The 22,677-nt window shown below is 69.7% G+C and carries 19 protein-coding genes, 1 tRNA gene, 1 pseudogene and 1 riboswitch; of the genes and pseudogenes, 8 read left to right on the forward strand and 13 right to left on the reverse strand.

Annotated features, from left to right (window positions below):
- Positions 1-10 precede the first annotated feature (10 nt).
- Positions 11-346, forward strand: coding sequence for a hypothetical protein (locus DEW08_RS08965; protein ID WP_109326374.1), 336 nt, complete (start codon positions 11-13; stop codon positions 344-346).
- A gap of 66 nt (positions 347-412) precedes the next feature.
- On the forward strand, positions 413-1,408 hold the full coding sequence (locus DEW08_RS08970; RefSeq protein WP_109326375.1) for a magnesium transporter CorA family protein: 996 nt from the start codon (positions 413-415) through the stop codon (positions 1,406-1,408).
- 9 nt (positions 1,409-1,417) lie between these two features.
- On the opposite strand, the gene DEW08_RS08975 is transcribed toward DEW08_RS08970, so the two are convergent.
- Positions 1,418-2,335 (reverse strand): DMT family transporter, encoded by a 918-nt coding sequence (locus DEW08_RS08975; RefSeq protein ID WP_109326376.1) that lies wholly within the window; start codon positions 2,333-2,335, stop codon positions 1,418-1,420.
- Positions 2,336-2,428: 93 nt separating this feature from the next.
- Positions 2,429-2,561, forward strand: a riboswitch (TPP riboswitch).
- A gap of 118 nt (positions 2,562-2,679) precedes the next feature.
- Between DEW08_RS08975 and thiC the strand changes: the two are divergent.
- A pseudogene (thiC, locus tag DEW08_RS08980) lies at positions 2,680-4,453 on the forward strand (phosphomethylpyrimidine synthase ThiC).
- Positions 4,454-4,466: 13 nt separating this feature from the next.
- Here thiC and DEW08_RS08985 read toward each other — a convergent pair.
- The 3 genes from DEW08_RS08985 to DEW08_RS08995 all read right to left on the reverse strand — a co-directional run bounded on the left by DEW08_RS08985 (position 4,467) and on the right by DEW08_RS08995 (position 8,389).
- Positions 4,467-6,494, reverse strand: a complete 2,028-nt coding sequence (locus DEW08_RS08985) for a methyl-accepting chemotaxis protein (RefSeq protein WP_109326377.1) — start codon at positions 6,492-6,494, stop codon at positions 4,467-4,469.
- A gap of 172 nt (positions 6,495-6,666) precedes the next feature.
- Complete coding sequence (locus DEW08_RS08990; protein WP_109326379.1) at positions 6,667-6,855, reverse strand: hypothetical protein; 189 nt, start codon at positions 6,853-6,855, stop codon at positions 6,667-6,669.
- Positions 6,856-6,958: 103 nt separating this feature from the next.
- Positions 6,959-8,389, reverse strand: a complete 1,431-nt coding sequence (locus tag DEW08_RS08995) for a DNA recombination protein RmuC (protein WP_109326380.1) — start codon at positions 8,387-8,389, stop codon at positions 6,959-6,961.
- 310 nt (positions 8,390-8,699) lie between these two features.
- Between DEW08_RS08995 and DEW08_RS09000 the strand changes: the two genes are divergently transcribed.
- Positions 8,700-9,278 (forward strand): NUDIX hydrolase, encoded by a 579-nt coding sequence (locus DEW08_RS09000; RefSeq protein WP_109326381.1) that lies wholly within the window; start codon positions 8,700-8,702, stop codon positions 9,276-9,278.
- 10 nt (positions 9,279-9,288) lie between these two features.
- Here DEW08_RS09000 and DEW08_RS09005 read toward each other — a convergent pair whose 3' ends face one another.
- The gene (locus DEW08_RS09005; RefSeq protein ID WP_245986526.1) at positions 9,289-10,512 is read right to left on the reverse strand and encodes a ChaN family lipoprotein; all 1,224 of its coding nucleotides are present in this window, start codon (positions 10,510-10,512) and stop codon (positions 9,289-9,291) included.
- A 150-nt stretch (positions 10,513-10,662) separates the two neighbouring features.
- On the opposite strand from DEW08_RS09005, the gene DEW08_RS09010 reads away from it, so the two are divergent.
- Positions 10,663-11,400 (forward strand): SDR family NAD(P)-dependent oxidoreductase, encoded by a 738-nt coding sequence (locus DEW08_RS09010; RefSeq protein ID WP_109326384.1) that lies wholly within the window; start codon positions 10,663-10,665, stop codon positions 11,398-11,400.
- Between the two features lie 64 nt (positions 11,401-11,464).
- Here DEW08_RS09010 and DEW08_RS09015 read toward each other — a convergent pair whose 3' ends face one another.
- From DEW08_RS09015 to DEW08_RS09030, 4 genes are all read right to left on the reverse strand, one after another.
- A complete protein-coding gene (locus tag DEW08_RS09015; RefSeq protein ID WP_109326388.1) occupies positions 11,465-12,241 on the reverse strand; it encodes a hybrid sensor histidine kinase/response regulator in 777 nt (258 codons plus the stop codon).
- Between the two features lie 177 nt (positions 12,242-12,418).
- Positions 12,419-12,964 (reverse strand): hypothetical protein, encoded by a 546-nt coding sequence (locus DEW08_RS09020; protein ID WP_109326389.1) that lies wholly within the window; start codon positions 12,962-12,964, stop codon positions 12,419-12,421.
- A gap of 178 nt (positions 12,965-13,142) precedes the next feature.
- Positions 13,143-14,357, reverse strand: a complete 1,215-nt coding sequence (hemA, locus tag DEW08_RS09025) for a 5-aminolevulinate synthase (RefSeq protein ID WP_109326394.1) — start codon at positions 14,355-14,357, stop codon at positions 13,143-13,145.
- A 403-nt stretch (positions 14,358-14,760) separates the two neighbouring features.
- Positions 14,761-16,131: an aspartate aminotransferase family protein gene (locus tag DEW08_RS09030; protein WP_109326407.1), complete on the reverse strand. Its 1,371-nt coding sequence runs from the start codon at positions 16,129-16,131 to the stop codon at positions 14,761-14,763.
- 259 nt (positions 16,132-16,390) lie between these two features.
- Here DEW08_RS09030 and DEW08_RS09035 point away from each other — a divergent pair, with 259 nt between their 5' ends.
- Positions 16,391-17,026: a glutathione S-transferase family protein gene (locus DEW08_RS09035; RefSeq protein WP_109326409.1), complete on the forward strand. Its 636-nt coding sequence runs from the start codon at positions 16,391-16,393 to the stop codon at positions 17,024-17,026.
- A 109-nt stretch (positions 17,027-17,135) separates the two neighbouring features.
- Here DEW08_RS09035 and DEW08_RS09040 read toward each other — a convergent pair.
- A tRNA-Gly gene (locus DEW08_RS09040) sits at positions 17,136-17,210 on the reverse strand.
- A 135-nt stretch (positions 17,211-17,345) separates the two neighbouring features.
- Entirely contained in the window at positions 17,346-18,992 is a 1,647-nt protein-coding gene (locus tag DEW08_RS09045) for a putative bifunctional diguanylate cyclase/phosphodiesterase (protein ID WP_245986527.1), read from the reverse strand.
- Positions 18,993-19,539: 547 nt separating this feature from the next.
- Between DEW08_RS09045 and DEW08_RS09050 the strand changes: the two genes are divergently transcribed.
- A complete protein-coding gene (locus DEW08_RS09050) occupies positions 19,540-20,379 on the forward strand; it encodes a universal stress protein (RefSeq protein WP_109326411.1) in 840 nt (279 codons plus the stop codon).
- 31 nt (positions 20,380-20,410) lie between these two features.
- Here DEW08_RS09050 and DEW08_RS09055 read toward each other — a convergent pair whose 3' ends face one another.
- Positions 20,411-20,614, reverse strand: coding sequence for a hypothetical protein (locus tag DEW08_RS09055; protein ID WP_109326412.1), 204 nt, complete (start codon positions 20,612-20,614; stop codon positions 20,411-20,413).
- Between the two features lie 572 nt (positions 20,615-21,186).
- Positions 21,187-22,071 carry a LysR family transcriptional regulator gene (locus DEW08_RS09060; protein ID WP_168220396.1) on the reverse strand — a complete coding sequence of 295 codons (885 nt, stop codon included), beginning with the start codon at positions 22,069-22,071 and terminating at the stop codon, positions 21,187-21,189.
- Between the two features lie 330 nt (positions 22,072-22,401).
- Here DEW08_RS09060 and DEW08_RS09065 point away from each other — a divergent pair, with 330 nt between their 5' ends.
- On the forward strand, positions 22,402-22,665 hold the full coding sequence (locus DEW08_RS09065) for a hypothetical protein (protein ID WP_109326414.1): 264 nt from the start codon (positions 22,402-22,404) through the stop codon (positions 22,663-22,665).
- Positions 22,666-22,677 lie beyond the last annotated feature (12 nt).

Below are 22,677 nucleotides of genomic sequence, written 5' to 3' on the forward strand. Positions count from 1 at the left end.
GAGGACGCCAATGTCCGATCCCCGCGGTTCCGATCCGCGCAAGGACCTGCTCCGCCAGATCAGGGCCATCCGCGAAGAGCTGGACCCCAAGCTGGTCGAGCGGGCGAAGCTCGCGGTGTTCGGCAAGGTGCCGTACGACCGCGACAACGCCCGCGCGGCGGTGGCCCATTTCCTGGCCGGCCGCAAGGACGGCGAGGAGCTGCGCGCCGAGCTGGAGCGGACGCTGGGCGAGGAGCTGCCGGACGTCGGCGCCTCCGGCCCCGAGCCGATCAGGTCCGAGCCGGTCAAGCCCGACTCCGCGGCCAGGCATCCGCTGAAGCCGCGCCGCATCGGGCGCATCGTCTGACCCCGGCCGGCGGCCGGCCCCTGGCCGCCATTCCTCAACCGTCGCCAAACCGGAGAGCCGACGCCCGTGCTGCATGCCTTCGTCCGGGACGAGGGGCTTCTCCGCTGGGCCAGGGAGCTTGACGGAGCGGCCGACCCGCTGCCCGACAGCACCGTCTGGATCGACCTGCTGTCCCCCACGCCGGAGGAGCTGGCGCGGGTGGAGGCGCTGGTCGGCACCCCGCTGCCGACGCGCGAGCAGATGGCGGAGATCGAGGAGTCGAGCCGGCTGCGGCTGGTCGGCGGCGCGGTGCACATGACGGTGATGGTCCTGGTCTGGGCCGACACCGATCGGCCGCGCATCGCCGAGGTCAGCTTCGTGCTGGTCGGCGGCCGGCTGGTGACGATCCACCACATCGACCCGCAGCCCTTCCTGGCCTTCCGGCGCACCCTGTCTCACCGCAGCATCCCCTGCACGGGGGCCGAGGCGGTGCTGGCCTATCTGGTGGACGCGGTGGTGGAGCGGACGGCCGGGGTGCTGCGCCGCGTCGGGCTGGAGCTGGACACCATGAGCAGCCGCGCCTTCCGAGGCCGGACGCTGCGCCCGCGGGGCGAGACGCGCGGCGACAGCCGCTCGCTCCGCCGCATCGGCCACACCGGCCACCTGATCGGCAAGGCCCATGTCAGCCTGGCAAGCCTGCAGCGCATGCTGGACTTCCTGTCGCGCAACGACGGCCGCATGGGCGGCTGGAGCGGCAGCAAGGCGACGCGGCGCTGGGCGCGGGCGACCCTGCAGGACGTCACCGGCCTCGACGAATACGCCACCTTCCTGTCGAGCAAGGTCAGCCTGCTGCTCGACACCACGCTCGGCCGGATCAACGTCGAGCAGAACGAGATCGTGAAGATCGTCTCGGTGATCACCGTCCTGCTGTTCCCGCCGACCCTGGTCGCCACCATCTACGGCATGAACTTCACCGACATGCCGGAGAAGGACTGGATGTACGGCTACCCGATGGCGTTGCTGCTGATGGCGCTGTCGGCGGTGCTGCCGATGATCTTCGTGAAGCTGCGGCGCTGGCTCTGACCGGCCGTCCTACTTCGCCCGCGCGGTCAGCAGGATGCCGGCGCAGATCAGCGCGACGCTGATGGCGACGCCGACCGTCAGCGGCTCGCCCATGAAGGCGGCGCTGAGCAGCAGGGCGACCACCGGCACGAGACAGACGAACTGGCCGGCCTGGCTCGCCGGCATCACCGCCAGCGCCTTGCTCCACCACCAATAGCAGAGGCTGGTGGCGATCAGCACGTTGTAGGCGATGACGAGCAGCAGCGGCTGCGTCAGGTGGATGGGGCGGTGGCCCTCCATCGCCAGGGCGAAGGGGATCATGGCGAGGCTGCTGAGCGCGATCTGCCAGAAGGTCTGCGTCCAGAAGGGGGTGTGCCAGACCCGGCGGCGGTAGAGCGTCGCCCCCAGCGCCCAGGTGGCGGCGCAGGCCAGCAGAAGCCCGTTGCCGAGCAGGGCGCGCCCGTCGCTCCAGTCGACCAGCAGCGGGTTGAAGAACACCACCACTCCGGCGAAGGCCAGCAGCGCCCCGGCCAGCCGCCGGGCGGAGACCCGTTCGCCCAGGATCAGGACCCCCAGCGGCAGGGCCCACATCTGCATGGTATAGACCAGCACCGCCGCGCGGCCCGGCGCCACATACTGCAGCCCGACGTTGCTCAGCGCCATCATCAGCCCGACCTGCATCAGGCCGATGGCGGCCAGCGGCAGCCGGTCGCCGCGGGCCGGCAGCAGGGGAAAGCGCAGCAGCGGCGCCAGCGCCATCACGCCGATGGCGGCCCCGAACAGCCGCACCGCGCAGAAGGTCAGCGGCCCCATGTCCGCAAGCGCGATCTTCATGAAGGGCCAGTTGGAGCTCCAGAACAGCACGATGCCGGCGAGCTGGGCATAGACCGTCAGCCCGGGACCCGGCTGTGCGGCGCTGCTCTGGACGGCGGACGACTGGTTGCTCATGACCCCTCCGGTTTGGTGGGCGCATCTTATGGTGTCCAAACGGAAGACAGTCCTGCTTTCCTTTGACAGCAGCCGCGCGCTCCGCCACCATCGGCGCGTTTCCAGGGGGGTCCCGTAGGGGGCTGAGATACCACCGGCCGTTCGCCCGAAAGGGCGACCGGCAACGTGGTGACCCTTCGAACCTGATCCGGGTCATACCGGCGAAGGGAGGATTTTGCAGACCGGGCCTTGCCGCATCGACCGCGGCCGCCTGCCTGCCCGCCGCATCACGCGGCCTGCAATCCGTCACCTCCGTCCGCAGTCCCGGGTTTGTCCGGCAACCTCGTTCGTGACGGAGAAACCCAGTGCCCAAGGACTTCGACCAAGCCGCCATCCGCATTTCGACCGGCCCGCTGCCCGCCTCGCGCAAGGTGCATGTGCCGGGGACGCGCTTTCCCGACCTGCGCGTCGCCCTGCGCGAGATCGAGCTGAGCGGCGGGGAGCCGCCGCTGCGCGTCTACGACTCCTCCGGCCCCTACACCGACGACGCCGTCGCCATCGACGTCCGCCGGGGGCTGCCGGCGCTGAGGCGCGACTGGATCCTGGCCCGCGGCGACGTGGAGGCGACCGCCGGCGGCGCGCTGCGCGCCAGGGGCGGCGCCGCGGTGACGCAGATGGCCTACGCCCGCGCCGGCATCGTCACGCCGGAGATGGAGTATATCGCCGTGCGCGAGACTCTCGGCCGGGCCGCGGCGCTTGAGGCGGCCGGCGGGGCGGCCAATGGGGCGGCCGATGGAACGGGGCGCGACGGCGAGGATTTCGGCGCCAGCATCCCCGATGTCGTGACGCCGGAGTTCGTGCGGGACGAGGTGGCGCGCGGCCGGGCGATCATCCCGTCCAACATCAACCACCCCGAGTCGGAGCCGATGATCATCGGCCGCAACTTCCTCACCAAGATCAACGCCAACATCGGCAACTCCGCCGTCACCTCCTCGATCGAGGAGGAGGTGGAGAAGATGGTCTGGGCGATCCGCTGGGGCGCCGACACGGTGATGGATCTCTCGACCGGCAAGGACATCCACCAGACCGCGAGTGGATCCTGCGCAACGCGCCGGTGCCCATCGGGACGGTGCCGATCTACCAGGCGCTGGAGAAGGTCGGCGGCAGGGCCGAGGACCTGACCTGGGAGCTGTTCCGCGACACGCTGATCGAGCAGGCCGAGCAGGGCGTCGACTACTTCACCATCCATGCCGGGCTGCGGCTGGCCCACATCCCGCTGACGGCCAGGCGGGTCACCGGCATCGTGTCGCGCGGCGGCTCGATCATCGCCAAATGGTGCCTGGCGCACCACCGCGAGAGCTTCCTCTACGAGCGTTTCCCGGAGATCGTCGAGATCTGCCGGGCCTATGACGTGGCGCTGTCGATGGGCGACGGGCTGCGGCCGGGCAGCCAGGCCGACGCCAACGACGCCGCCCAGTTCGCCGAGCTGGAGACGCTGGGCGAGCTGACGAAGGTCGCCTGGGCGCGCGACGTGCAGGTGATGATCGAAGGGCCGGGCCATGTCCCGATGCACAAGATCAAGCACAACGTCGACAAGCAGCTCGCGCTGTGCGGCGAGGCGCCCTTCTACACGCTGGGGCCGCTCGTCACCGACATCGCGCCGGGCTACGATCACATCACCAGCGCCATCGGCGCGGCGATGATCGGCTGGTTCGGCACCGCCATGCTCTGCTACGTCACGCCGAAGGAGCATCTCGGCCTGCCCGACCGCGACGACGTCAAGGCCGGCGTGATCGCCTACAAGATCGCCGCCCATGCCGCCGACCTCGCCAAGGGGCATCCGGCCGCCCGGCTGCGCGACGACGCCATGTCGCGGGCGCGCTTCTCCTTCCGCTGGCGCGACCAGTTCGCCCTGTCGCTCGACCCCGACACCGCCCAGGCCTTCCATGACGAGACCCTGCCGGCCGAGGGGGCGAAGACGGCGCATTTCTGCTCGATGTGCGGACCGAAATTCTGCTCGATGAAGATCACCCAGGACATCCGCGACGCCGCGCAGTCGGGGAGATCGCGGCCGGACTGGACGAGATGGCGCAGAAGTTCCGCGAGTCGGGCGGGGAGATCTACCAGCCCCTGGCCTGACGCGCCGCGGCCGCTAGGCGGCGCCGCTCTCCAGCGGCGCCAGCCCGGCGGTGAGCATGCGGAAGCGTTCGAGGAAGCGCGCCCGCTCCTCCTCCCGCAGGTCGAAGGTCAGGTGGAGGCGGCCGGCGCGGCCGGCATCGACCGACCGCACCTGCGCCGGCACCGCATCCAGGCCGGGCAGGGCGACCTGCACGGCGGCGCCGGCGGCCAGGGTGGACAGGACCTCCGGCGGGACGGCGCTGACCTGGGCACCGCCTTCCGAGGCGTTGTCCAGCGTCACCGCCAGCTCGCGCCCGCCGACGGCCAGCCGGCCCGGACGGTTCAGCACGTAACGGCTGGCGGAGCGGCGGTTGACCTCCGGCGTCGCGGTGCGGATCGCCTGGATCAGCACATGGCGCAGGTCCGCCACGCTGTGCGCCACCTGGGAGGACAGGCCGTTGACCTGCACCGCCCGCTCGCCGGTCGTCGTCGCCTCGCCGGAGACGCGGGCGATGCGGGTCGCCACCTCCTGCGCGGCGCCCGAGGTCTGGATCACGTTGCGGGCGATCTCGCCGGTCGCCGCCTCCTGCTCCTCGATGGCGGCGGCGATGGTGGCGGAGACCCGCTCGACGCTGCGCACCATGCCGGCGATGCCGCGCACCGCCTCCACCGCCTGTCCGGTGGTGTGCTGGATCTCGGCGATCTGCGCCGCGATCTCCTCCGTCGCGCGGGAGGTCTGGTTGGCGAGGCTCTTCACCTCGCCGGCCACCACGGCGAAGCCCTTGCCGGCCTCTCCGGCGCGGGCGGCCTCGATGGTGGCGTTGAGCGCCAGCAGGTTGGTCTGGCCGGCGACGTCGTTGATCAGGGTGGTGACCTCGCCGATGCGGGTGACGGCATCGGCGAGGCGCTGGATCGTCTCTTCCGCGCGGGTCGAGGCGCCGGCGGCCTCCGCCGTCATGCTGCTGGCGGTGCCGACCTGCCCGGCGATCTCGCGGATCGAGGCGCTGAGCTGTTCGGAGGCGGCGGCGACGGTCTGGGCGTTCGACAGGGCCTGGGTGGCGGCGGCGGCGACGCTCTGGCTGTTGTCGCCCACGGCGCGGGCGGACTCCGCCATCCGCGTGGCGTTGTCGGCCATCGCCTGGGTCTGCCGCGCCACCGCGTCCACCGCCTGGGCGGCCTCGCGCTCCACCGTCTCGGCCATGCGCTGCAGGGCGGCCTGCTTCTCCCGCTCGGCGCGGCGCCGCTCCTCCTCCTGCTGGCGGCGCAGCCGGTCGGCTTCGGCGGCGTTGAGCTTGAACACCTGCAGGGCGGCGGCCATCGCCCCGACCTCGTCCTGGCGCCGCACCGCCGGCACCTCCACCGTCAGGTCGCCCTCGGCCAGCCGCTTCATCGCCGCGGTCAGCGCCACCACCGGCTTCACCACCCAGCGCAGCATGCCGAGCACGCCGGCCACCACGACCGCCAGCACCAGGGCGGAAACGCCCCACACCGCCGCCATGAACAGCGTCTTGCGGTCGGCGGCATAGACCTCGGTCTCGGCATTGTAGCGGTTGGTCGCGGCGACGATGCCGTCGACCACCGCCCGATGGGCGGCATAGGCCTCGGCGATGCGCCTGTAGGCGCTGGCGGCGGCGGCGGAGTCGCCGCGGGCCAGCGCCGGCAGGAAGCTGCCCTCCACCTCCGTCCAGAAGCGCTGGACATGGGCGTGGGAATCGCGGGTCAGCCGGTCGCGGATCGCCGGTTCGAAACTCTCCTTCTTCCAGTAATCGTGGCGCTCGTCATAGTCCTTGCGGAGCTGCGCCAGCCGGTCGCGGCGGGCGGGCAGGGAGGACGGGTCGTTGAGCGCCAGCGTGGTTTCCAGATAGGCCTCGATGACATATTCCGGCGGAGGCAGGATGTCGGCGATCAGGTCCTTGCCCAGGATGATCCGGTCATAGATCGGGCCGCCGACCTTCAGTTCGCGGATCGCGAGGTAGCCGGCCGCCACCGTGACCACGAGCCCCAGCGTGATGACCATCCCGAACAGGTGGGTCAGCGCGGCGATCCTCAAGCGCGACAACATGCTGCAACCTCCCGGGGTTCACGGAAATGTCATACCCCGAAAGATATTGAGTGGAAGAATAAAAGAAAAGTGTCTCTTCCGCTAATGTTATTGAAATGATGTTTCTTTAAGCAGGCTGCTTCAGCTTTGGGCAAGGTTTGGGCGAAGAGTGGTCAACCCTTGCCCGCCCCCCTTACATGAAGAAGCTGCCGCCGATCCAGCCGACCACGGTCAACAGAATCAGCATCACCATCGTCGTCATGATGAGGATGTTGGTCTTGCGAATCGCGCGGCAGTTCGGACAGCCGGGCATGTCCGCCGGGTAGGGGCGGTGGCAGCGCTCGCAGCGGATGGTATCGTCCGCGGGATCCTGGGTCGGCATGGCGGTCGCTCGTTCCTCTGGTGGCTACGACGGGAGCGGCCGGACGCTACCACAGGGCCGCCGGGCGGCCAAACCGGTGCGGCATCGCGTCCGTCCCGCGTCGTCAGTCGGCGGCGCGCAGCTCCGGCGCCTGCAGCCGGCGCGGCGCATGGTCGAGCGGGTCGAGCAGGGGGATGTCGCTGCCGGGCGGGGCGGCCTCCAGGTCGCGGAAGCGGCGGGCGCTGACCAGGACGCGCGACTCCAGCGTGCCGACGGCGGCGTTGTAGCAGCCGACCGCCTTGTCGAGCTGGCCGCCCAGCTTTTCCATATGGCCGCCGAGGTCGCACAGCCGCTTGTAGAGCTCCGCCCCCAGCGCGCTGATGGCGCGGGCGTTGTCGGCCATGCGTTCCTGCCGCCAGCCATAGGCCACGGCGCGCAGCAGGGCGATCAGGGTGGTCGGGGTCGCCAGGATCACCCGGTGGTCGATGCCCGCCTCGATCAGCGCCGGATCCTGCTCCAGCGCCGCGGAGAAGAAGTTCTCGCCGGGCAGGAACAGCACGACGAATTCCGGCGTATCGTCGAACTGGTCCCAATAGGCCTTGGCGCCGAGCTGGCGCATATGCTCGCGGACATGGCGGACATGGCGCGCCAGCCCCTCGGCCCGCTGCCCGTCGCCGTCCGCCTGGATGGCGTCGAGATAGCCTTCCAGCGGGGTCTTGGCGTCCACCACGATGGTCTTGCCGCCGGGCAGCCGGACGATCAGGTCGGGGCGCAGTTTCCCGCCGGGGCCGTCCACGCTCGCCTGTTCATGGAAGTCGCAGTGGTCGAGCATGCCCGCCATCTCGCAGACGCGGCGGAGCTGCATCTCGCCCCAGCGGCCGCGGGCGGCGGGGGTGCGCAGGGCGCGCACGAGGTTGCCCGTCTCCGTCCGCAGCAGGGCCTGCGTCTCCACCAGCGAGAGCACCTGCTGCCGCAGCCCCTCATAGGCGCCGGCGCGCGTCGTCTCCATCTCGCGGATCTGGCGGTCCATCGCCTCCAGCGTCTGGCGCACCGGGGCGACGATCTCGCCGATGGCGGTCTGCCGCTTGTCGAGGTCGCCCTTCGCCTGCTCCTGGAAGCTCGCCAGCGTCTCGCGGGCGAGGTCGAGGAAGCTGCGGTTGTTGGCGCGCAGCGCCTCGGCCGACAGGGCCTTGAAGCTGTCGGACAGGGCCGCCTGCGCCTGTTCGAGGATCGCCAGCTTCTCCGCCGCGGCGGAGCGTTCCTTGGCCAGCGTGGTCGCCAGCTCCGCCTGGCGTTCGCGGGCGGCGGCGACCTCGCCCTGCAGCCGGGCGATCTGGTGGTCGCGCGCCTCGATCCCCTCGCGAAGCTCCTCTTCCATCCGGTCGGCGAAGTCGAGGCGGGTGGCGAGTTCCGCCTGGATGGCGGCGGCCTCCGCCTCGGCCTGGGCGGCGGCGGAGCGCAGGATGACCCAGGCGAGCCCGACCCCGAGCAGCAGCCCGCCGATCAGCCCCAGCACCAGCGACGTCCCGTCCACCGCGACCTGTATCCCGCCCATCACCGCACCGGCATCTTCAAACGCAGGATGCAGCCTAGCGGAACGAATCGCGAATTGGAACAGGCGGAGAACGGAGGAGGGGACCTGTCGGAACAACGCAGCCCGGAGTAACGCCGCCAGTCCTCAGGCCCGTTCTGGCGGGCGACGGGCATGGGAGGCGGGTTTCGTGTAGCTGGTCCAGCGTTTCGCGGAGGTCTTCCAGCAGGACGGATTGGCTGCCGGCAAGCGTGGTCGCGGCCGGCCGCGAAATTCGTCCGCCCTCCAAGCGGTCCCGCTTGCGCCCCGGCGGCAACCGCGCCATATCGGACCCATGCCGAACGACACTCCCCCCAGCAGCGGTTCCCCCAGCAGCGGTCCGAGGGTGATGACGATCCCGCCCGGCGAGGACCGCGAGCGGCTGACCTGTCCCGACTGCGGCTACATCGCCTACAGGAACCCGCTGATCGTGGTGGGGGCGGTGGCGGTCTGGGAGGACGGGCGCATCCTGCTGTGCCGCCGCGCCATCGAGCCGCGCAAGGGCTACTGGACCCTGCCGGCCGGCTTCATGGAGGAGCGGGAGAGCACCATGGAGGGGGCCGCCCGCGAGGCCTGGGAGGAGGCGCGGGCGCGGATCGAGATCGATGCGCTGCTCGCCGTCTACGACATCCCGCGGATCAGCCAGGTGCAGATGATCTTCCGTGCCAGGCTGCTGTCGCCCGACGTCGAGGCCGGGCCGGAAAGCCAGGAGGTCGGGCTGTTCCGCTGGCAGGAGATCCCGTGGGACGAACTGGCCTTCCCGACCGTGACCTGGGCCCTGCGCGAGCACCATGACCGGCTGGGGCGCCACGACTTCGCCCCCGCCCTCAACCCGACGCCGGACACGCTCGCCCGCTGGGACCGGATGCTGTAGGGCGTCCGCCTCACTCCGCCGGGAATTTCGCCAGCAGCTCGACCCGGTCGCCGCCGCGCCGCACGGTGAGGGGGAGCCAGGTGCCCGGCGCCTGGCGCTGCACGGCCGAGGTCAGGTCGGAGACGCTGCGCACCGCCTTGCCCGCCGCCTCGGTGACGAGGTCGCCGGCGGTCAGGCCGGCGGCGGCGGCGACGCTGCGGTCGCTGACCGAGGCGATGCGCACCCCGTCGCCGGCCGGTTCCAGCATCACGCCCAGCCGTGGCTTCGGCGGCTCGGCGGCCTCCTCCGGCGGGGCGAGGCCGAAGACGGCGTCGGCGATGCGGCCGTCGAGATCGGCGCAGTCGCGCTCGCCGTCCCAGGGCAGCAGGACCACCGGATCGGCCATGCCCAGCGCCTGGAGCTGGTGGGGGACGCCGCCGCGCCATTCGACATGGCCCTGGCCGAGGATGGCGACGACCATGCGGCCGGTGTCGCGGCGGGTGTCGGCGATGCGCTCGGCCATGGCGCGGTCCCAGACGGTCTGCGCCTCGACGAAGCGCTGAAGCCCCTGGGCGGCGGGACGCTCGCCCGGGCCGTGGGCGGCCATCGCCTTGTCCAGCCGGTCGCGGTACTCGTCGGTCGCCGGGGCCGGGTCGCCCACCCCCTCGCGCTCGGCCTTGGGGATCGCTGCCCAGCCGTCGCGGGCGGTGCGCGAGATCAGCTTGCGCTCGACGTTCAGCGCCACCACCGGCAGCCGGTTCATCCGGGCGAAATGCAGGATCGGCAGGTAGAGCTGCGGGTCGAAGCCCCACAGCGTGCGCCACTCGCTGGCCTTGAGGAATTCGGCCTCCGTCAGCTCCCCGGCCGACCAGCGGTCGAGCACCGGCTGGACCCGGCGCGGCAGCATCTCCAGCCCGACGGCGATGTCGGGGTTGAGCGCGTGCAGGGCGGCCAGCGTGTGGAGCTGCCAGCGGTGATGCTCCGCCTGGTCGTGCCGCTCGCCGAGCAGCACGGCGGGCGCCTCGGCGATCCGGCGCAGCGTCGGCACCGGCTCGGCCGGCTTGCCGGCCCCGTCGGCCCACACCCCGGGCGGCACGCAGGCGCTGCCCGACCGGGCGGGCGAGCCGGCCGGCGCCGCGGCGGGAGTCGCCGTGGCGGACGGGGCGGGAGACGCCGTGGCGGCGGCAGCCAGGGCGGCGGGACCGGTGACGGCGCAGCCGGCGCAGATCAGCGCGGCGAACAGACGGGACAGCACGGGTACGGGTTCCCCTTCCGGAGGACGGTATCGCTGAAGGTTGGGCGCGGCGGCTGTCCAGTCAACAGGCGGGATCCGCGGACAGGCGATTGCCGTGCCGGTTGCCGACGCGCGCTGGCGCGGGCCGGTGAAGCGCGCTAGCATGGCGCCATGTCGCACCGCAAGACCGTCATCCTGACCGGCGCCAGCCGGGGCATCGGCCACGCCACCGTCCAGCGCTTCAGCGCCGAGGGATGGCGCGTCATCTCCTGTTCGCGCGAGGACGTGCCGGAGCACTGCCGCCGCGACCCGAACTGGACCCACCACATCCCCGCCGACCTGTCGGACCCGGAGAGCCGCGCCCGCTTCGTCGAAGAGGCCAACATGGCGCTGGACGGCGCGCCGCTGCATGCGCTGGTCAACAACGCCGGCATCTCGCCGAAGACCCCGATCAAGGAGCGGCTGGGCTGCCTGAACGGCGCCATCGAAGGATGGCACCGGGTGTTCGAGTTGAACTTCTTCGCCCCGCTGGTGCTGTCGCGCGGCTTCGCCGCCCCGCTGTCGCGCGGCAAGGGGGCGATCGTCAACGTCACCTCCATCGCCGGCCATGCGGTGCATCCCTTCGCCGGATCGGCCTATTCGACCTCCAAGGCGGCGCTGTCCGGCCTGACGCGCGAGATGGCGGTGGAGTTCGCCGAGATCGGCGTGCGCGTCAACGCGGTCGCCCCCGGCGAGATCGAGACGGCGATGACCGGTCCGGAATACGACGTGCTGATCCCGCGCATTCCGCTGAAGCGCATGGGCACGCCGGAAGACGTGGCCGCGGTGATCTTCACGCTCTGCGGTCCCGATTCGGGCTATGTGACGGGGACGGAGGTGTTCGTCACCGGCGGCCAGCACCTGTTCTGACCGCCGGCGGACGGGGCATCCCCGAAGGCGGGCTGCCCAAGATCCTGCTTATCCCAGATTGTGCCTATCCCAGATTATGCTTGGCGACCACGGCGGCGAAGTCGTCGCCGAAATGCTCGCCGACCCGGATGACGGAGACGCCCTGCGGGATCTCCTTGAGCGCCGGGTTGTCGAGGTCGAGCGAGGTGAGCAGCGCCATCGGCACGCCGTGCGTCACGCTCATGGCGCGCAGGCCGCGGATCAGGTCCAGGCCCGACAGCCCGTCCATGACCATCGAGGCGATCAGCATGTCCGGCGGCACGCGCACGGCAAGGCTGATCGACTCGATCGGATCGCTGACCGTCACCGTGCGGAAGCCGCAGGCCGCCAGCTCCGCCCCGACCTTCTTGGCGACGACCTTGGACGGCGTGACCAGCATGATTTCCACATTGTGGACCTCGATGTCGGTCACGTTGAACTCGTAGCGCACCGGCAGGGCGCGGATGATGCGGTTGGTCTCCGCGATGTGCGGCTGTTCGGCCCGGTCGACCAGCTCGGCGATGCGGTCGACGAAGACCTGCGCGTCGGAATATTCGCGCGCCTCCATCCGCTTCAGGCCGCTGAGGTAATCCTCCATGCGGTGGGCGATCAGGCTGACGGTGGGGAAGCCGAAGGTGGTTCCCATGCCGCGGAAGTTGTGCGCCTCCAGCCGCAGGACGCCGATCACCTCGCTGTCCGTGCGCTGGCCCTTCTGGCCGGCGGCCAGGGCCTGGTTCATCACGTCCAGCCGGTCACGGGCGTCGTCGATGAACTCTAGGCGCAGACGGTCTTCGAGGTCGTCGGGCGACAGGTGGGCGGCCATGCAGGAATTCCCGTTGGAGTCGGTTGGTCTGGTGCCATCCCAAGGTACACCATCGGGGTTACCGCGAACAGACATTCGCAGGGCCCGCACACGCCGGCATGACACGCAGACGCGAACGGCGGCACGAAGACGTGCCGCCGCCGGATAATCGGGGGCCGGGTCCGGCCGGGACGGGGGTCAGAGGCGGGCCAGCAGGTCCTGGTACCAAGCGAGGCGCTCTTGCGTCTGGGCGATGTCATGGTCGAGCCAGTCGGCGAAATGGCCGTCGGTGCCGATGCTGGCCTTCTTCAGGTCGCCCAGCCGCGCCAGCTCGGTCTCGCACAGCGAGACGAGGTGGTCGATCTGGTCCTTCTGCGACTCGCCGTCGAGCAGGTGCAGGAAGCGCAGCTTCAGCGCGATGACCAGCTTGTTCAGCCCGTCGGAGGAGGGGGCGCGGACATTGGCGCGGATCAGCGTGTCGAACTCCGCCCGGCCGGCCGCGGTCGGGCCGAGCAGCGCATTGTCCTCCATCCCCGTGCCGTCCAGCGCCTCGATCAGCCCCTCGTAGCGCAGCATCTCCAGCGAGGTGCCCATGAGGTCGAGCGACGGGCCGGCGATGCGGTCGAGGAAATGACGGAGCGACCCGGCCAGATCGGCATAGCGGGTCGGTCCCCCCTGGATCAGCGTGCCCAGGACGGCGAGGCGCACGGCCTCCTTCGGCATCAGCGAGTTGTCACGGTACATGGCAAACCCCCTGGGGCAGGCGACGGTTGGGAAACGGACGGTCGAACGAACGGGTCGGGCGCTGTCGCGACTCTTACCTATCGTTCAAGGTAAGGCCGCACAGCGCCCGAGTCCAGAGGGCAGTTGCGAATCGCCCTCAGGTCGTCCGATCCGTCCGCGTCGCCGAAGGGGGTATCCGTCAGGCGGCGAGCCGCAGGTCGAGCCGGCTCCACACGTCCAGCATGGCGTCGACCAGCGCCGCCATCTGCGCGTCGGTGTGCAGCGGGGTGGGGGTGAAGCGCAGCCGCTCCGTCCCGCGCGGGACGGTCGGGTAGTTGATCGGCTGCACGTAGATGCCGTGCCGGTCCATCAGCTCGTCCGAGGCGCGCTTGCAGCGGTGGGCGTCGCCGACCATCACCGGGACGATGTGGCTGACCGACGGCATCACCGGCAGGCCGGCGTCGGCGAACAGGCGCTTCAGCGTCGCCGCGCGCTCCTGGTGGCGGTCGCGCTCGCCCTGGCTGCGCTTCAGGTAGCGGATGCTGGCCAGCGCGCCGGCCGCCAGCACGGGCGACAGCGAGGTGGAGAAGATGAAGCCGGCGGCGAAGCTGCGGATGCAGTCGACCAGCGCGGTGGAGCCGGTGATGTAGCCGCCCTGCACGCCGAAGGCCTTGCCCAGCGTGCCCTCGATGATGGTCAGGCGCTGGGCGGCGCCGTCGCGCTCCGACACGCCGCCGCCATGGGCGCCGTACATGCCGACCGCATGGACCTCGTCCAGGTAGGTCATGGCGCCGTGCTTGTCGGCGACGTCGCACAGGTCATGGATGGGGGCGATGTCGCCGTCCATCGAATAGACGCTCTCGAACGCCACCACCTTGGGCCGGCCCGGCGCGATGCCGGACAGCAGCTCGTCCAGGTGCTTGGGATCGTTGTGGCGGAAGATGTGCTTCTCCGCACCCGAGTTGCGGATGCCGGTGATCATCGAGTTGTGGTTCAGCGCGTCCGACAGGATCACGCAGTTCGGCAGGATCTTGCCCAGCGTGGTCAGCGTGGCGTCGTTCGACACGTAGCCCGAGGTGAAGAGCAGGGCGGCTTCCTTGCCGTGCAGGTCGGCCAGCTCGCGCTCCAGCAGCACATGGTACTTGTTGGTGCCGGAGATGTTGCGGGTGCCGCCGGCCCCGGCCCCCACCTCGTCGATGGCGGTATGCATGGCCTGCAGGACGTCCGGGTGCTGCCCCATGCCGAGATAGTCGTTGGAGCACCAGACGGTGACCTCGCGCTCCTTTCCGGAGTCGTCCCGGAAGGTGGCCCGCGGGAAGTTGCCGGCGTGGCGCGCCAGATTGGCGAAGACCCGATAGCGGCCGTCCTGCTTCAGGGTCGCGATCTGGTTGCGGAAGAAGTTCTCGTAGTCCATCGCACGGGTTCCGTTTGCGGTCGTCCTGACGTCCTGCCACCTTGGTCCGACCGGCGGGTACAAAGGCATGAACCCGCAACAACCGTCCCAACGCAACATGAGGATGGCATGATTGTTATCCCCGTGCCATCCGGCATTGATCGGCGTCAAGTGGGCGACGTATAACTTTCGATATATTCAACCTCAGGAGGTCTCACCGCGACCGGAGCGGGCGCACCGGCCCCGTCGCGGGGACCTGCGGAGAAACTGGCGGGAATATGGCACCACGAAGGGGCCGGTCCAAGAGCGGTAGCCGCCGCGAATGGCTGGTACACGAATAAGGCGGGCCGGCAGCCGCCCCCCGACCGGGAGAGCGGTAGCCGGCCCGTGATGCCGTGGCGCCGTAAGGGAATGAGCCCCGCCGTCAGCCGCGCAGGACCGGCACCGCCTGGTCGAGCGAGCGGGTCAGGCGGTCGAACAGCAGGTCGATGTCGGACTCCCCGATGACCAGCGGCGGGCAGAGCGCCACCGAGTCGCCCATGGCGCGGATGATGAGGCCGTTGTCCTGGGCGAAGCCGTTGACCACCGCGCCGGCGCGGCCGACCGGGTCGAACGGGGCCTTCGTCGCCTTGTCGGCCACCAGCTCGATGGCGCCGATCAGGCCGGTGCCGCGCGCCTCGCCCACCAGCGGATGGTCGGCCAGCGCCTTCAGGCGGCTCTGGAAGCGCGGAGCGATCGACCGGACATGGCCGAGGATGTCGCGCTCCTCGTAGATCGCCAGCGTCTCCAGCGCCACCGCCGCGGCGACCGGATGGGCCGAGTAGGTGTAGCCGTGGCCGAAGGTGCCGATCTTCTTGCTCTCCTCGACGCAGGCCCGGTAGACCGGCTCGGACACCATGACGGCGGAGATCGGCAGATAGCCGGACGAGAGCTGCTTGGCGCAGGTCAGGATGTCCGGCTGCATGCCCATGGTCTGGCTGCCCCAGAAATTCCCGGTCCGGCCGAAGCCGCAGATGACCTCGTCCGCCACCAGCAGGATGTCGTATTTCCTCAACACCGGCTGGATCTTGGCGAAATAGGTGGCGGGCGGCACGATGACGCCGCCGGCGCCCATCACCGGCTCCGCGAACATGGCGGCGATGGTGTCCGGCCCCTCGGCCAGGATCAGCGCCTCGAGCTGCTCGGCGAGCCGGGTGGCGAAGGCCTCCTCGCTCTCGCCGTCATGGGCGAAGCGGTAATGGTGCGGGCAATCGGCGTGCAGGATGCGGGCGATCGGCAGGTCGAAGTCGCGGTGGTTGTTGGGCAGGCCGGTCAGGCTGGCGGTGGCGACCGTCACCCCGTGATAGGCCTTCACGCGCGAGATGATCTTCTTCTTCTCCGGCCGGCCGAGCGCGTTGTTGTAGTACCACAGCAGCTTGATGACCGTGTCGTTGGCTTCCGAGCCGGAATTGGCGAAGAAGACCTTGGACATCGGCACCGGGGCGAGGCCGATCAGCTTTTCCGCCAGGTCGATGCCCGGCTCGTGCGACTTGTGGCCGAAGACGTGGTAGGTCGGCAGCTTGCGCATCTGGCGGGCGGCGGCCTCGACCAGACGGTTCTCGCCCCAGCCCAGCGACACGCACCACAGGCTGGCCAGCCCCTCGATGTACTCCTTGCCGCTGTCGTCGAAGACGCGCACGCCCTCGCCGCGCTCGACGATCAGCGGACCCTGCGTCTCGTGGGCGTGAAGGTTGGTGTAGGGGTGGAGGAAATACGCCTTGTCGCGGCTCGCTGCGGAGTTGCCGATCCCGGTCATGTTGCCTTTCCTGTGCCGAAGTTCCCCGAAGGGTGTTTGATATGTTAAACGGCTTGACCGATCATATGCACAGTTGGGTCAACCGATAAACCACTCTCTTGGGGTTTTCCGGCGCCGGCGTCTTCTGGCGGTATTCCGGCAGCGCATGGCTCCGGCGGCCGTGTCCGGCCAGGGGAGGGTGGACCGGCGTCCGGTTGCGCGGCTATTCCGCTGGGATCGCGGCGCGTGCCGCCGCACACCGGACAGGAGGACCCCGCCCGTGATCACGCTCTACGGCATGCCCAGCACCGCCGCCATGATCCCGCACATCCTGCTGCGGGAGATCGGCGTGCCGTTCGACCTGACGCTGCTCGACCGCGAGGCGGGGGAGAACCGGCAGCCCGGCTATCTGGCGCTCAACCCGCAGGGCCGCGTGCCGACCCTGGTCGACGGCGATCTGGTGGTCACCGAGACGGCGGCGATCTGCCTGCATCTGGTGGACCGGCATCCCGAAGCCGGCCTCGCCCCCGCCGTGGGCAGCGCGGAGCGGGCGGTCTTCTACAAGTGGATCGCCTACCTGACCAACACGATCCAGGCGGACATGCTGGTCTACTTCTATCCCGGCCGCTACGTGCAGGGGGCCGAGGCGGAGGCGGCGCTGAAGGCCGTGGTGGAGGCCCGTCTGTTCGAGCAGTTCAGCCTGCTGGACAAGGAGATGGAGGGCCGGCGCTGGCTGCTGGGCGACCGCTACGGCGCGCTCGACCCCTACCTGTTCACGCTGGCGCGCTGGAGCCGCTTCATGACGCGCCCGGCGCGCAGCCTGCCGAACCTCGGCCCCTGGCTGGCGCGCGTGCTGGAGCGCCCGGCGGTGCAGGCGGCCTTCGCGGCGGAGGGGCTGTCGGCGCCCTATTTCTGAGCGGCGGTGCGGACGGGGGGCGGGGGCGGCCCCGGACCCCGGACGCGAAAAAGGCCAGTCCGCCATGCTGCGACCGGCCTTTTCACGCTGGTTCCGCTACCAGTGAAACTGGAGCGGGCGAAGGGATTCGAACCCTCGACCCCAACCTTGGCAAGGTTGTGCTCTACCCCTGAGCTACGCCCGCGTTCGTTCGGGAGCGGCTTTTTACGAGAACGGACCCCCCGGCGCAAGCGGAAAATTCGACCGGATGCAAAAAACCTTTCCCGGCCGAGCCGCCGCTTGCCGGCTCCCGTCCGGCGGCGCCTTCACCCCGGCGCCTTCACCACGGCGCCTGCCAGGGCAGCTCGCCGCCCAGCAGCTTCTCGGCGTCGGCCGGCGGCAGCGGGCGGGCGAAGTGGTAGCCCTGGCCATAGTCGCAGGCCAGCGCCCGCAGCAGGTTGGCGTCGGCGCTGGTCTCGATCCCCTCGGCGATCACGTCGAAGCCGAGAAGCCGGGCGAGGTCCATGATGATGCGGACGATGGCCCGGTTCTCCTCCGAATGGTGCATGGCCGAGACGAAGGAGCGGTCGACCTTCAGGCTGTCGATCGGCAGCTTGTGCAGGTAGGACAGCGACGAATAGCCGGTTCCGAAATCGTCGATCGACAGCTTGATGCCCAGCGTGCGCAGGTCCTGCAGCAGGCGGATCGACTGTTCCGCCTTGTCCATCACCGCACTCTCGGTCAGCTCCAGCTTCAGCCAGGCGGGCTCCACCTTCGTCTCGCGCAGCACCTCGCGCACCACCTCGACGAAGCCGGGGTCGGAGAGCTGGCGGGCGGACAGGTTGACGCTCATGAACAGCGGGGCGGAGCCCGGCGCGCGCTTGTCCTGCCAGTCGGCGATCTGGCGGCAGGCCTCGCGCAGCACCCAGCTTCCCAGCGCCACGACCAGACCGGTGCTCTCGGCGATCGGGATGAAGACGCCGGGCGGGATGTTGCCGCGCTCCGGATGGGTCCAGCGCACCAGCGCCTCGAACCCGGCGAGGCCGCCGGTGACCATCTCGACGATCGGCTGGTAGGCGACCCACAGCCCCTCGCCGCGCGACAGGGCGCCGCGCAGGTCGTGCTCCAGCCGGATCTGCTCCACCACATGGGCGTGCATCGCCGGATCGAACCAGGACTGGCGCCCGCCGCCCAGTTCGCGCGACCGGCCGGTGGCGATCTCCGCGTCGCGCAGCACGTCCTCCGGCCGCTCGTGGCTGGGCTCGGCCGTCGCGACGCCGATGCTGGCCGACATGAAGACCGCGGCGCCGGAGCTGGAGCGGGCGGAGCGCACCACCGCCGCCAGCTCCTCCAGCGCGCGCTCCACCGCCGGGCGGTCGCAGGGGCCGGCCACCAGCAGGGCGAAGGCGTGGTCGCTGACGCGGGCGATCAGGTCGAAGGCGCCGCCCTGTTCCCCCAGCCGGGAGGCGAGGTCGCCCAGCAGCTCGTTGGCGAAGGCCTGGCCCAGGCTGGTGCGGATGTCGGCGAAGCGGTCGATGTCGACGATCACCAGCGTGAAGGGTTCCTTCTCCGCGCAATAGTCAGCCATGTGCTTCAGCAGCATCAGCCGGTTCGCCAGCCCCGTCACCGGGTCGTAGTAGGCGAGGCGGAACAGGTCGTCCTGCGATTGCCGGCGGTCCGTCACGTCCTGCAGGATGACGAAATATCCGACGACCGCCCCGTCGGCGCCGCGGTAGGGGGCGTAGACGCGGTGGATGCAGCGCTGCTCGCCGTTCGGCTGCTGGACCCACCCCTCGGACTCGGCGATGTGGCCGGCCAGGGCGCGCTTCACATGGCCCGCCATGTTGCGCATCGCCTTGTCGCCCATCAGGTCGCCCAGCGTCCTGCCGACGAGCTGGTCCAGGCTGCGGTCCACCATCTCCAGATAGGGCCGGTTGCCGTAGATGTGCCTGCGGTCGCGGTCGAGGACGGCGACCCTGACCGGCACCGCATCGAGAATCTGGCGAAGCGTCTCAAGCGCGAGGCCGCCGGCGGCCCCGCTTCCGGATAAGGCTTCGACGAGAGCGGTGGCGTTGGGGTCCGGCTGCATGGCGAGGAGAGGGCGAGGTACCCATCAGGAAATCATCCACCAACACTTACGCGATGGGTCGCCCTTACGTCAAAACCAAAGCAACCCCACATGGCGGCTTTTCTGGTGTTCGGGCGAAAAGGGCAAAGAAAACCAACCCGCATACCCCAGTATTCACGCAAGTTCGGGTTGCGTTGTTGATCGGCCTGCATCCGGAGTTCGTTGCGGGACTGCCGGGGCGGCGCCACGAACCCCGGGGATACCGGGCAAAGGAATACAGTCCAAGGTTGCTTCATGCGTTGTCATTGATCTGGAACAGAGAGAGCGGTGCCGCGCCGGCATGCCTGCTTTGGAAACTGTCCCTGTCGCCACGCCGCGTAGCGGCCGGCTATAGTGTGGTCCATAGGGGGGCGGCCTGTCCGCAGCGACCGCCCCGTCCGTCAGGGAAAAGGCTGGGAGGAAGCCCATGGCACTCAAGGATTTGCTGGTGGTGGTGGACGATTCGGCGGCGTCGGCCGCCCGTCTCGACGTCGCGGCGCAGATCGCGGCGCGCAACGACGCCCACCTCACCGGTCTCTACGTGATCGTCGACCATGTCCTTCCCGGCTATATCGAGGCGGAGCTGCCGGACGAGGTGCGCGCCTCGCGCCGCCGCTTCCTGCAGGAGCAGGCCGACAAGGCCGCCGGGCGTTTCGCCGAGGCGATGCGCCGCCACGGCCTGACCGACCGGTCGGAATGGCGGGCGGTGTCCGGTGACCCGACCACGGTCGCCGCCGTCCACGGCCGCTATGCCGACCTGATCGTCGTCGGGCAGATCGACCCGGCCCGCGACCGCGACCTGCCGGTGCTGCTGCCGCAGGATCTGCTGTTCGAGGCCGGCCGGCCGCTGCTGGTGGTTCCCTATGCCGGCCGCTTCGCCAGCGTGGGCGAGCGCGTGCTGATCGGCTGGAACGGCAGCCGCGAGGCGGCGCGGGCCGTCGGCGACGCCATGCCGATGCTGAACCGGGCCAAGCGGGTGGTCGTGCTGGCCGCCAATCCCAAGCCGGGGATGAGCGGGCTGGGCGACGAGCCCTGCGCCGACATCGCCAAGCATCTGTCGCGCCACGGCTGCCCGGTGGAGGCGACGCATGTGATCACCGACGTGGTGGAGCCGGGCGACACCATGCTGAACACGGCGGCCGACGAGGGCTGCGACCTGCTGGTGATGGGCGCCTACGGCCGGTCCCGCCTGCGGGAGCTGGTGCTGGGCGGCATGACCCGCTACATCCTGCAGCACATGACCCTGCCGGTGCTGATGAGCCACTGAGCGCACCCTGGCGGCCGCGCCGCCGGCCGCCTCACTCCGCCGCGACACGCGCCGGCCCATCGGGCTGGCGCGTCGTCGTTTCGGCCTCGTCCCGCATCAGCATCCAGAGCAGCCAGCGCTCCGTCGCGATCAGGAGGCGGCGGGTCTCCAGGTCATGGCAACTGCGGCTGTGGGTCCGCAGGCGATGCACGGCACGGCCTATGGCCTCCGCGAAGGAGGTGCGACGGATCGGCATGATCGACCTCGAACATCCTGATGGAGCCGCAGTCCCGCAAAGTCGCCTCACCGCGGTATAACGAACAGCATATGCCTTTGGTTCCGGAAAAAAAACCGGAGATTATGACCTTGAGTCAGGCTGCGACCCTGTGTTGCCGGCAGGCCGCCTGCGGGCGCCGGGGATTCGTCTGCCTAAATCGATAGCAGTAGAGGGGGCTGACTGTTTTTGCGTCGCCGTGTGGCCGGGCCCATAAAAAAACCGCCGCTAAGTCGTTGACTTAGCGGCGAGTTGAACAGGGAGGCTTCACGTCTGGGAGACGCTGGGTCCGGAGACCCAACCCCAGGGGAGACCCTGGGACGAAACATCGGTTGCTGCGTCGCAGCATCCAACGACCAAAATTTGACCACTTGGGTGCCGAGTTTCCAGGCATAAAAGAAACAGTCTACCATGCGTCGCTTGCATGGCTTGATAAGTACAGGAAATAAAAAGGAAAACGACCGGCCCCGGGGTCCGGCGCCCTTTTGGCGCCAGTCCCGGCCGGTCGTTCACGTTCGTCTTGGGAACTATCCGTGGAAGAGACGAAAAGGCGGTCAGAACGGCGTCTCTGCGACCTTCTTGACCAGGAAGTCGCGGAAGACGGCGATGCGCTTGGAATGGCGCAGCTCCTCCGCATAGACGAAGTAGGCGTCGACCTTGGGGCCGTCCACGTCCGGCAGGACGCGCACCAGCTCCTTGTTGCCGTCCACCAGGAAGTCCGGCAGGGCGGCGATGCCCAGCCCGCTCTCCACCGCGCGGTAGATGGCGTACATGCTGTTGACCTGCAGGATCGGCCGCCGCACCACCCCTTCGCCCAGCTCCAGGATCCAGTTCACGTTGGGGATCGGCGCGCGGGAATCCGGCGGGTAGATGATGATGTCGTGCTGCTCCAGCTCCGCCACCGTCTTGGGGATGCCCCGCTTCTTCAGGTAGCTGGTGTGGCCGTAGAGGTGGAAGCGGATCGACATCAGGTGCCGCTGGATCAGGTCCGGCTGGCGCGGCGTATTCATGCGGATGGCGATGTCCGCCTCCCGCATGGCGAGGTCGAGCTCGTTGTCGTCGATCAGCAGCGTGAGCTGGATGTCGGGGTAGATCGACAGGAACTCGTTGATGCGCGGCGTCAGCCAGGTCGACCCGAAGGCGACGGTCGTCGTCACGCGCAGCGGTCCCTTGGGATGCTCCCGGCTTTCGGTCAGCATCGCCTCGGTCATCGACAGCTTGGCGAAGACGTCGCGGGCGGTCCGGTGCAGCAGCTCGCCCTGCTCGGTCAGGATCAGGCCGCGCGCATGGCGGTGGAAGAGGGGAACGCCCAGGCTCTCCTCCAGCGCGCTGATCTGGCGGCTGACGGCCGACTGGCTGAGGTTCAAGGTCTCTCCGGCATGCGTGAAGCTGCCGGCTTCGGCCACCGCGTGGAAAACCCGAAGCTTGTCCCAATCCATCATGCTTGTCCCGCTCCGCGCCGGACGGCGGGGAGCCTCCCATTCTTCTTTGAGGCCGGCGCATGGCCGCCATGCATCTTTATACCGGGAACGTGAGCGCAACGCACGCCTTACCCGAGGTGCCCGCACGAAAATTAATCATGTATGGGATGATGCTTCCTCATCCGTGGGACGACCGGTCCGTCTTGCGGGCGGGGCGGGTCGTCCGTTCGTCCTGGTCCCTGCCCCCAATGATGCGACGCTTGGCCCGTTGCATCGGCCGGGCCGAGGCGCAATCTGAAGGACCGGCCGGCCCGGCCGGCCGGGGATGACCGGACAGGGGAGGATCGAATGACAGACCCGCGTCACGCGTCCGATACCGCCAGCGCACCCGTCACCCGCGCTCAAGTCATCGAAATCTGCGGGCGGCTCGACGACATGCGCATCGCCTCGATCATCGCCACCGGCGCCACGCCGGCCGAGCTGATGGAGGCCCGCACCTGGACCGCCGCCGACGATTACATGGGAGAGGCGACCCGCCACCCGCCGGCCGGGCGCGTCGCCCAGCTCGTCGACATCCTGAAGGCCGATGAGCCGGACTGGGAGGACGGCTGAGCGGGGCCGGCC

It is taken from the genome of Azospirillum thermophilum (assembly GCF_003130795.1).
In the GTDB taxonomy this organism is placed as follows: domain Bacteria; phylum Pseudomonadota; class Alphaproteobacteria; order Azospirillales; family Azospirillaceae; genus Azospirillum; species Azospirillum thermophilum.

Bases quoted from the DNA above. Each gene is read 5' to 3' on its own strand.
- hemA (WP_109326394.1), bottom strand. From the start codon at position 14,357: ATGGACTACGAGAACTTCTTCCGCAACCAGATCGCGACCCTGAAGCAG.
- DEW08_RS09065 (WP_109326414.1), top strand. From the start codon at position 22,402: ATGACAGACCCGCGTCACGCGTCCGATACCGCCAGCGCACCCGTCACC.
- DEW08_RS08975 (WP_109326376.1), bottom strand. From the start codon at position 2,335: ATGAGCAACCAGTCGTCCGCCGTCCAGAGCAGCGCCGCACAGCCGGGT.
- DEW08_RS08995 (WP_109326380.1), bottom strand. From the start codon at position 8,389: ATGGGCGGGATACAGGTCGCGGTGGACGGGACGTCGCTGGTGCTGGGG.
- DEW08_RS09060 (WP_168220396.1), bottom strand. From the start codon at position 22,071: ATGGATTGGGACAAGCTTCGGGTTTTCCACGCGGTGGCCGAAGCCGGC.
- DEW08_RS09050 (WP_109326411.1), top strand. From the start codon at position 19,540: ATGGCACTCAAGGATTTGCTGGTGGTGGTGGACGATTCGGCGGCGTCG.
- DEW08_RS09010 (WP_109326384.1), top strand. From the start codon at position 10,663: ATGTCGCACCGCAAGACCGTCATCCTGACCGGCGCCAGCCGGGGCATC.
- DEW08_RS08965 (WP_109326374.1), top strand. From the start codon at position 11: ATGTCCGATCCCCGCGGTTCCGATCCGCGCAAGGACCTGCTCCGCCAG.
- DEW08_RS09015 (WP_109326388.1), bottom strand. From the start codon at position 12,241: ATGGCCGCCCACCTGTCGCCCGACGACCTCGAAGACCGTCTGCGCCTA.
- DEW08_RS09030 (WP_109326407.1), bottom strand. From the start codon at position 16,131: ATGACCGGGATCGGCAACTCCGCAGCGAGCCGCGACAAGGCGTATTTC.
- DEW08_RS09055 (WP_109326412.1), bottom strand. From the start codon at position 20,614: ATGCCGATCCGTCGCACCTCCTTCGCGGAGGCCATAGGCCGTGCCGTG.
- DEW08_RS08985 (WP_109326377.1), bottom strand. From the start codon at position 6,494: ATGTTGTCGCGCTTGAGGATCGCCGCGCTGACCCACCTGTTCGGGATG.
- DEW08_RS08990 (WP_109326379.1), bottom strand. From the start codon at position 6,855: ATGCCGACCCAGGATCCCGCGGACGATACCATCCGCTGCGAGCGCTGC.
- DEW08_RS09020 (WP_109326389.1), bottom strand. From the start codon at position 12,964: ATGTACCGTGACAACTCGCTGATGCCGAAGGAGGCCGTGCGCCTCGCC.
- DEW08_RS09000 (WP_109326381.1), top strand. From the start codon at position 8,700: ATGCCGAACGACACTCCCCCCAGCAGCGGTTCCCCCAGCAGCGGTCCG.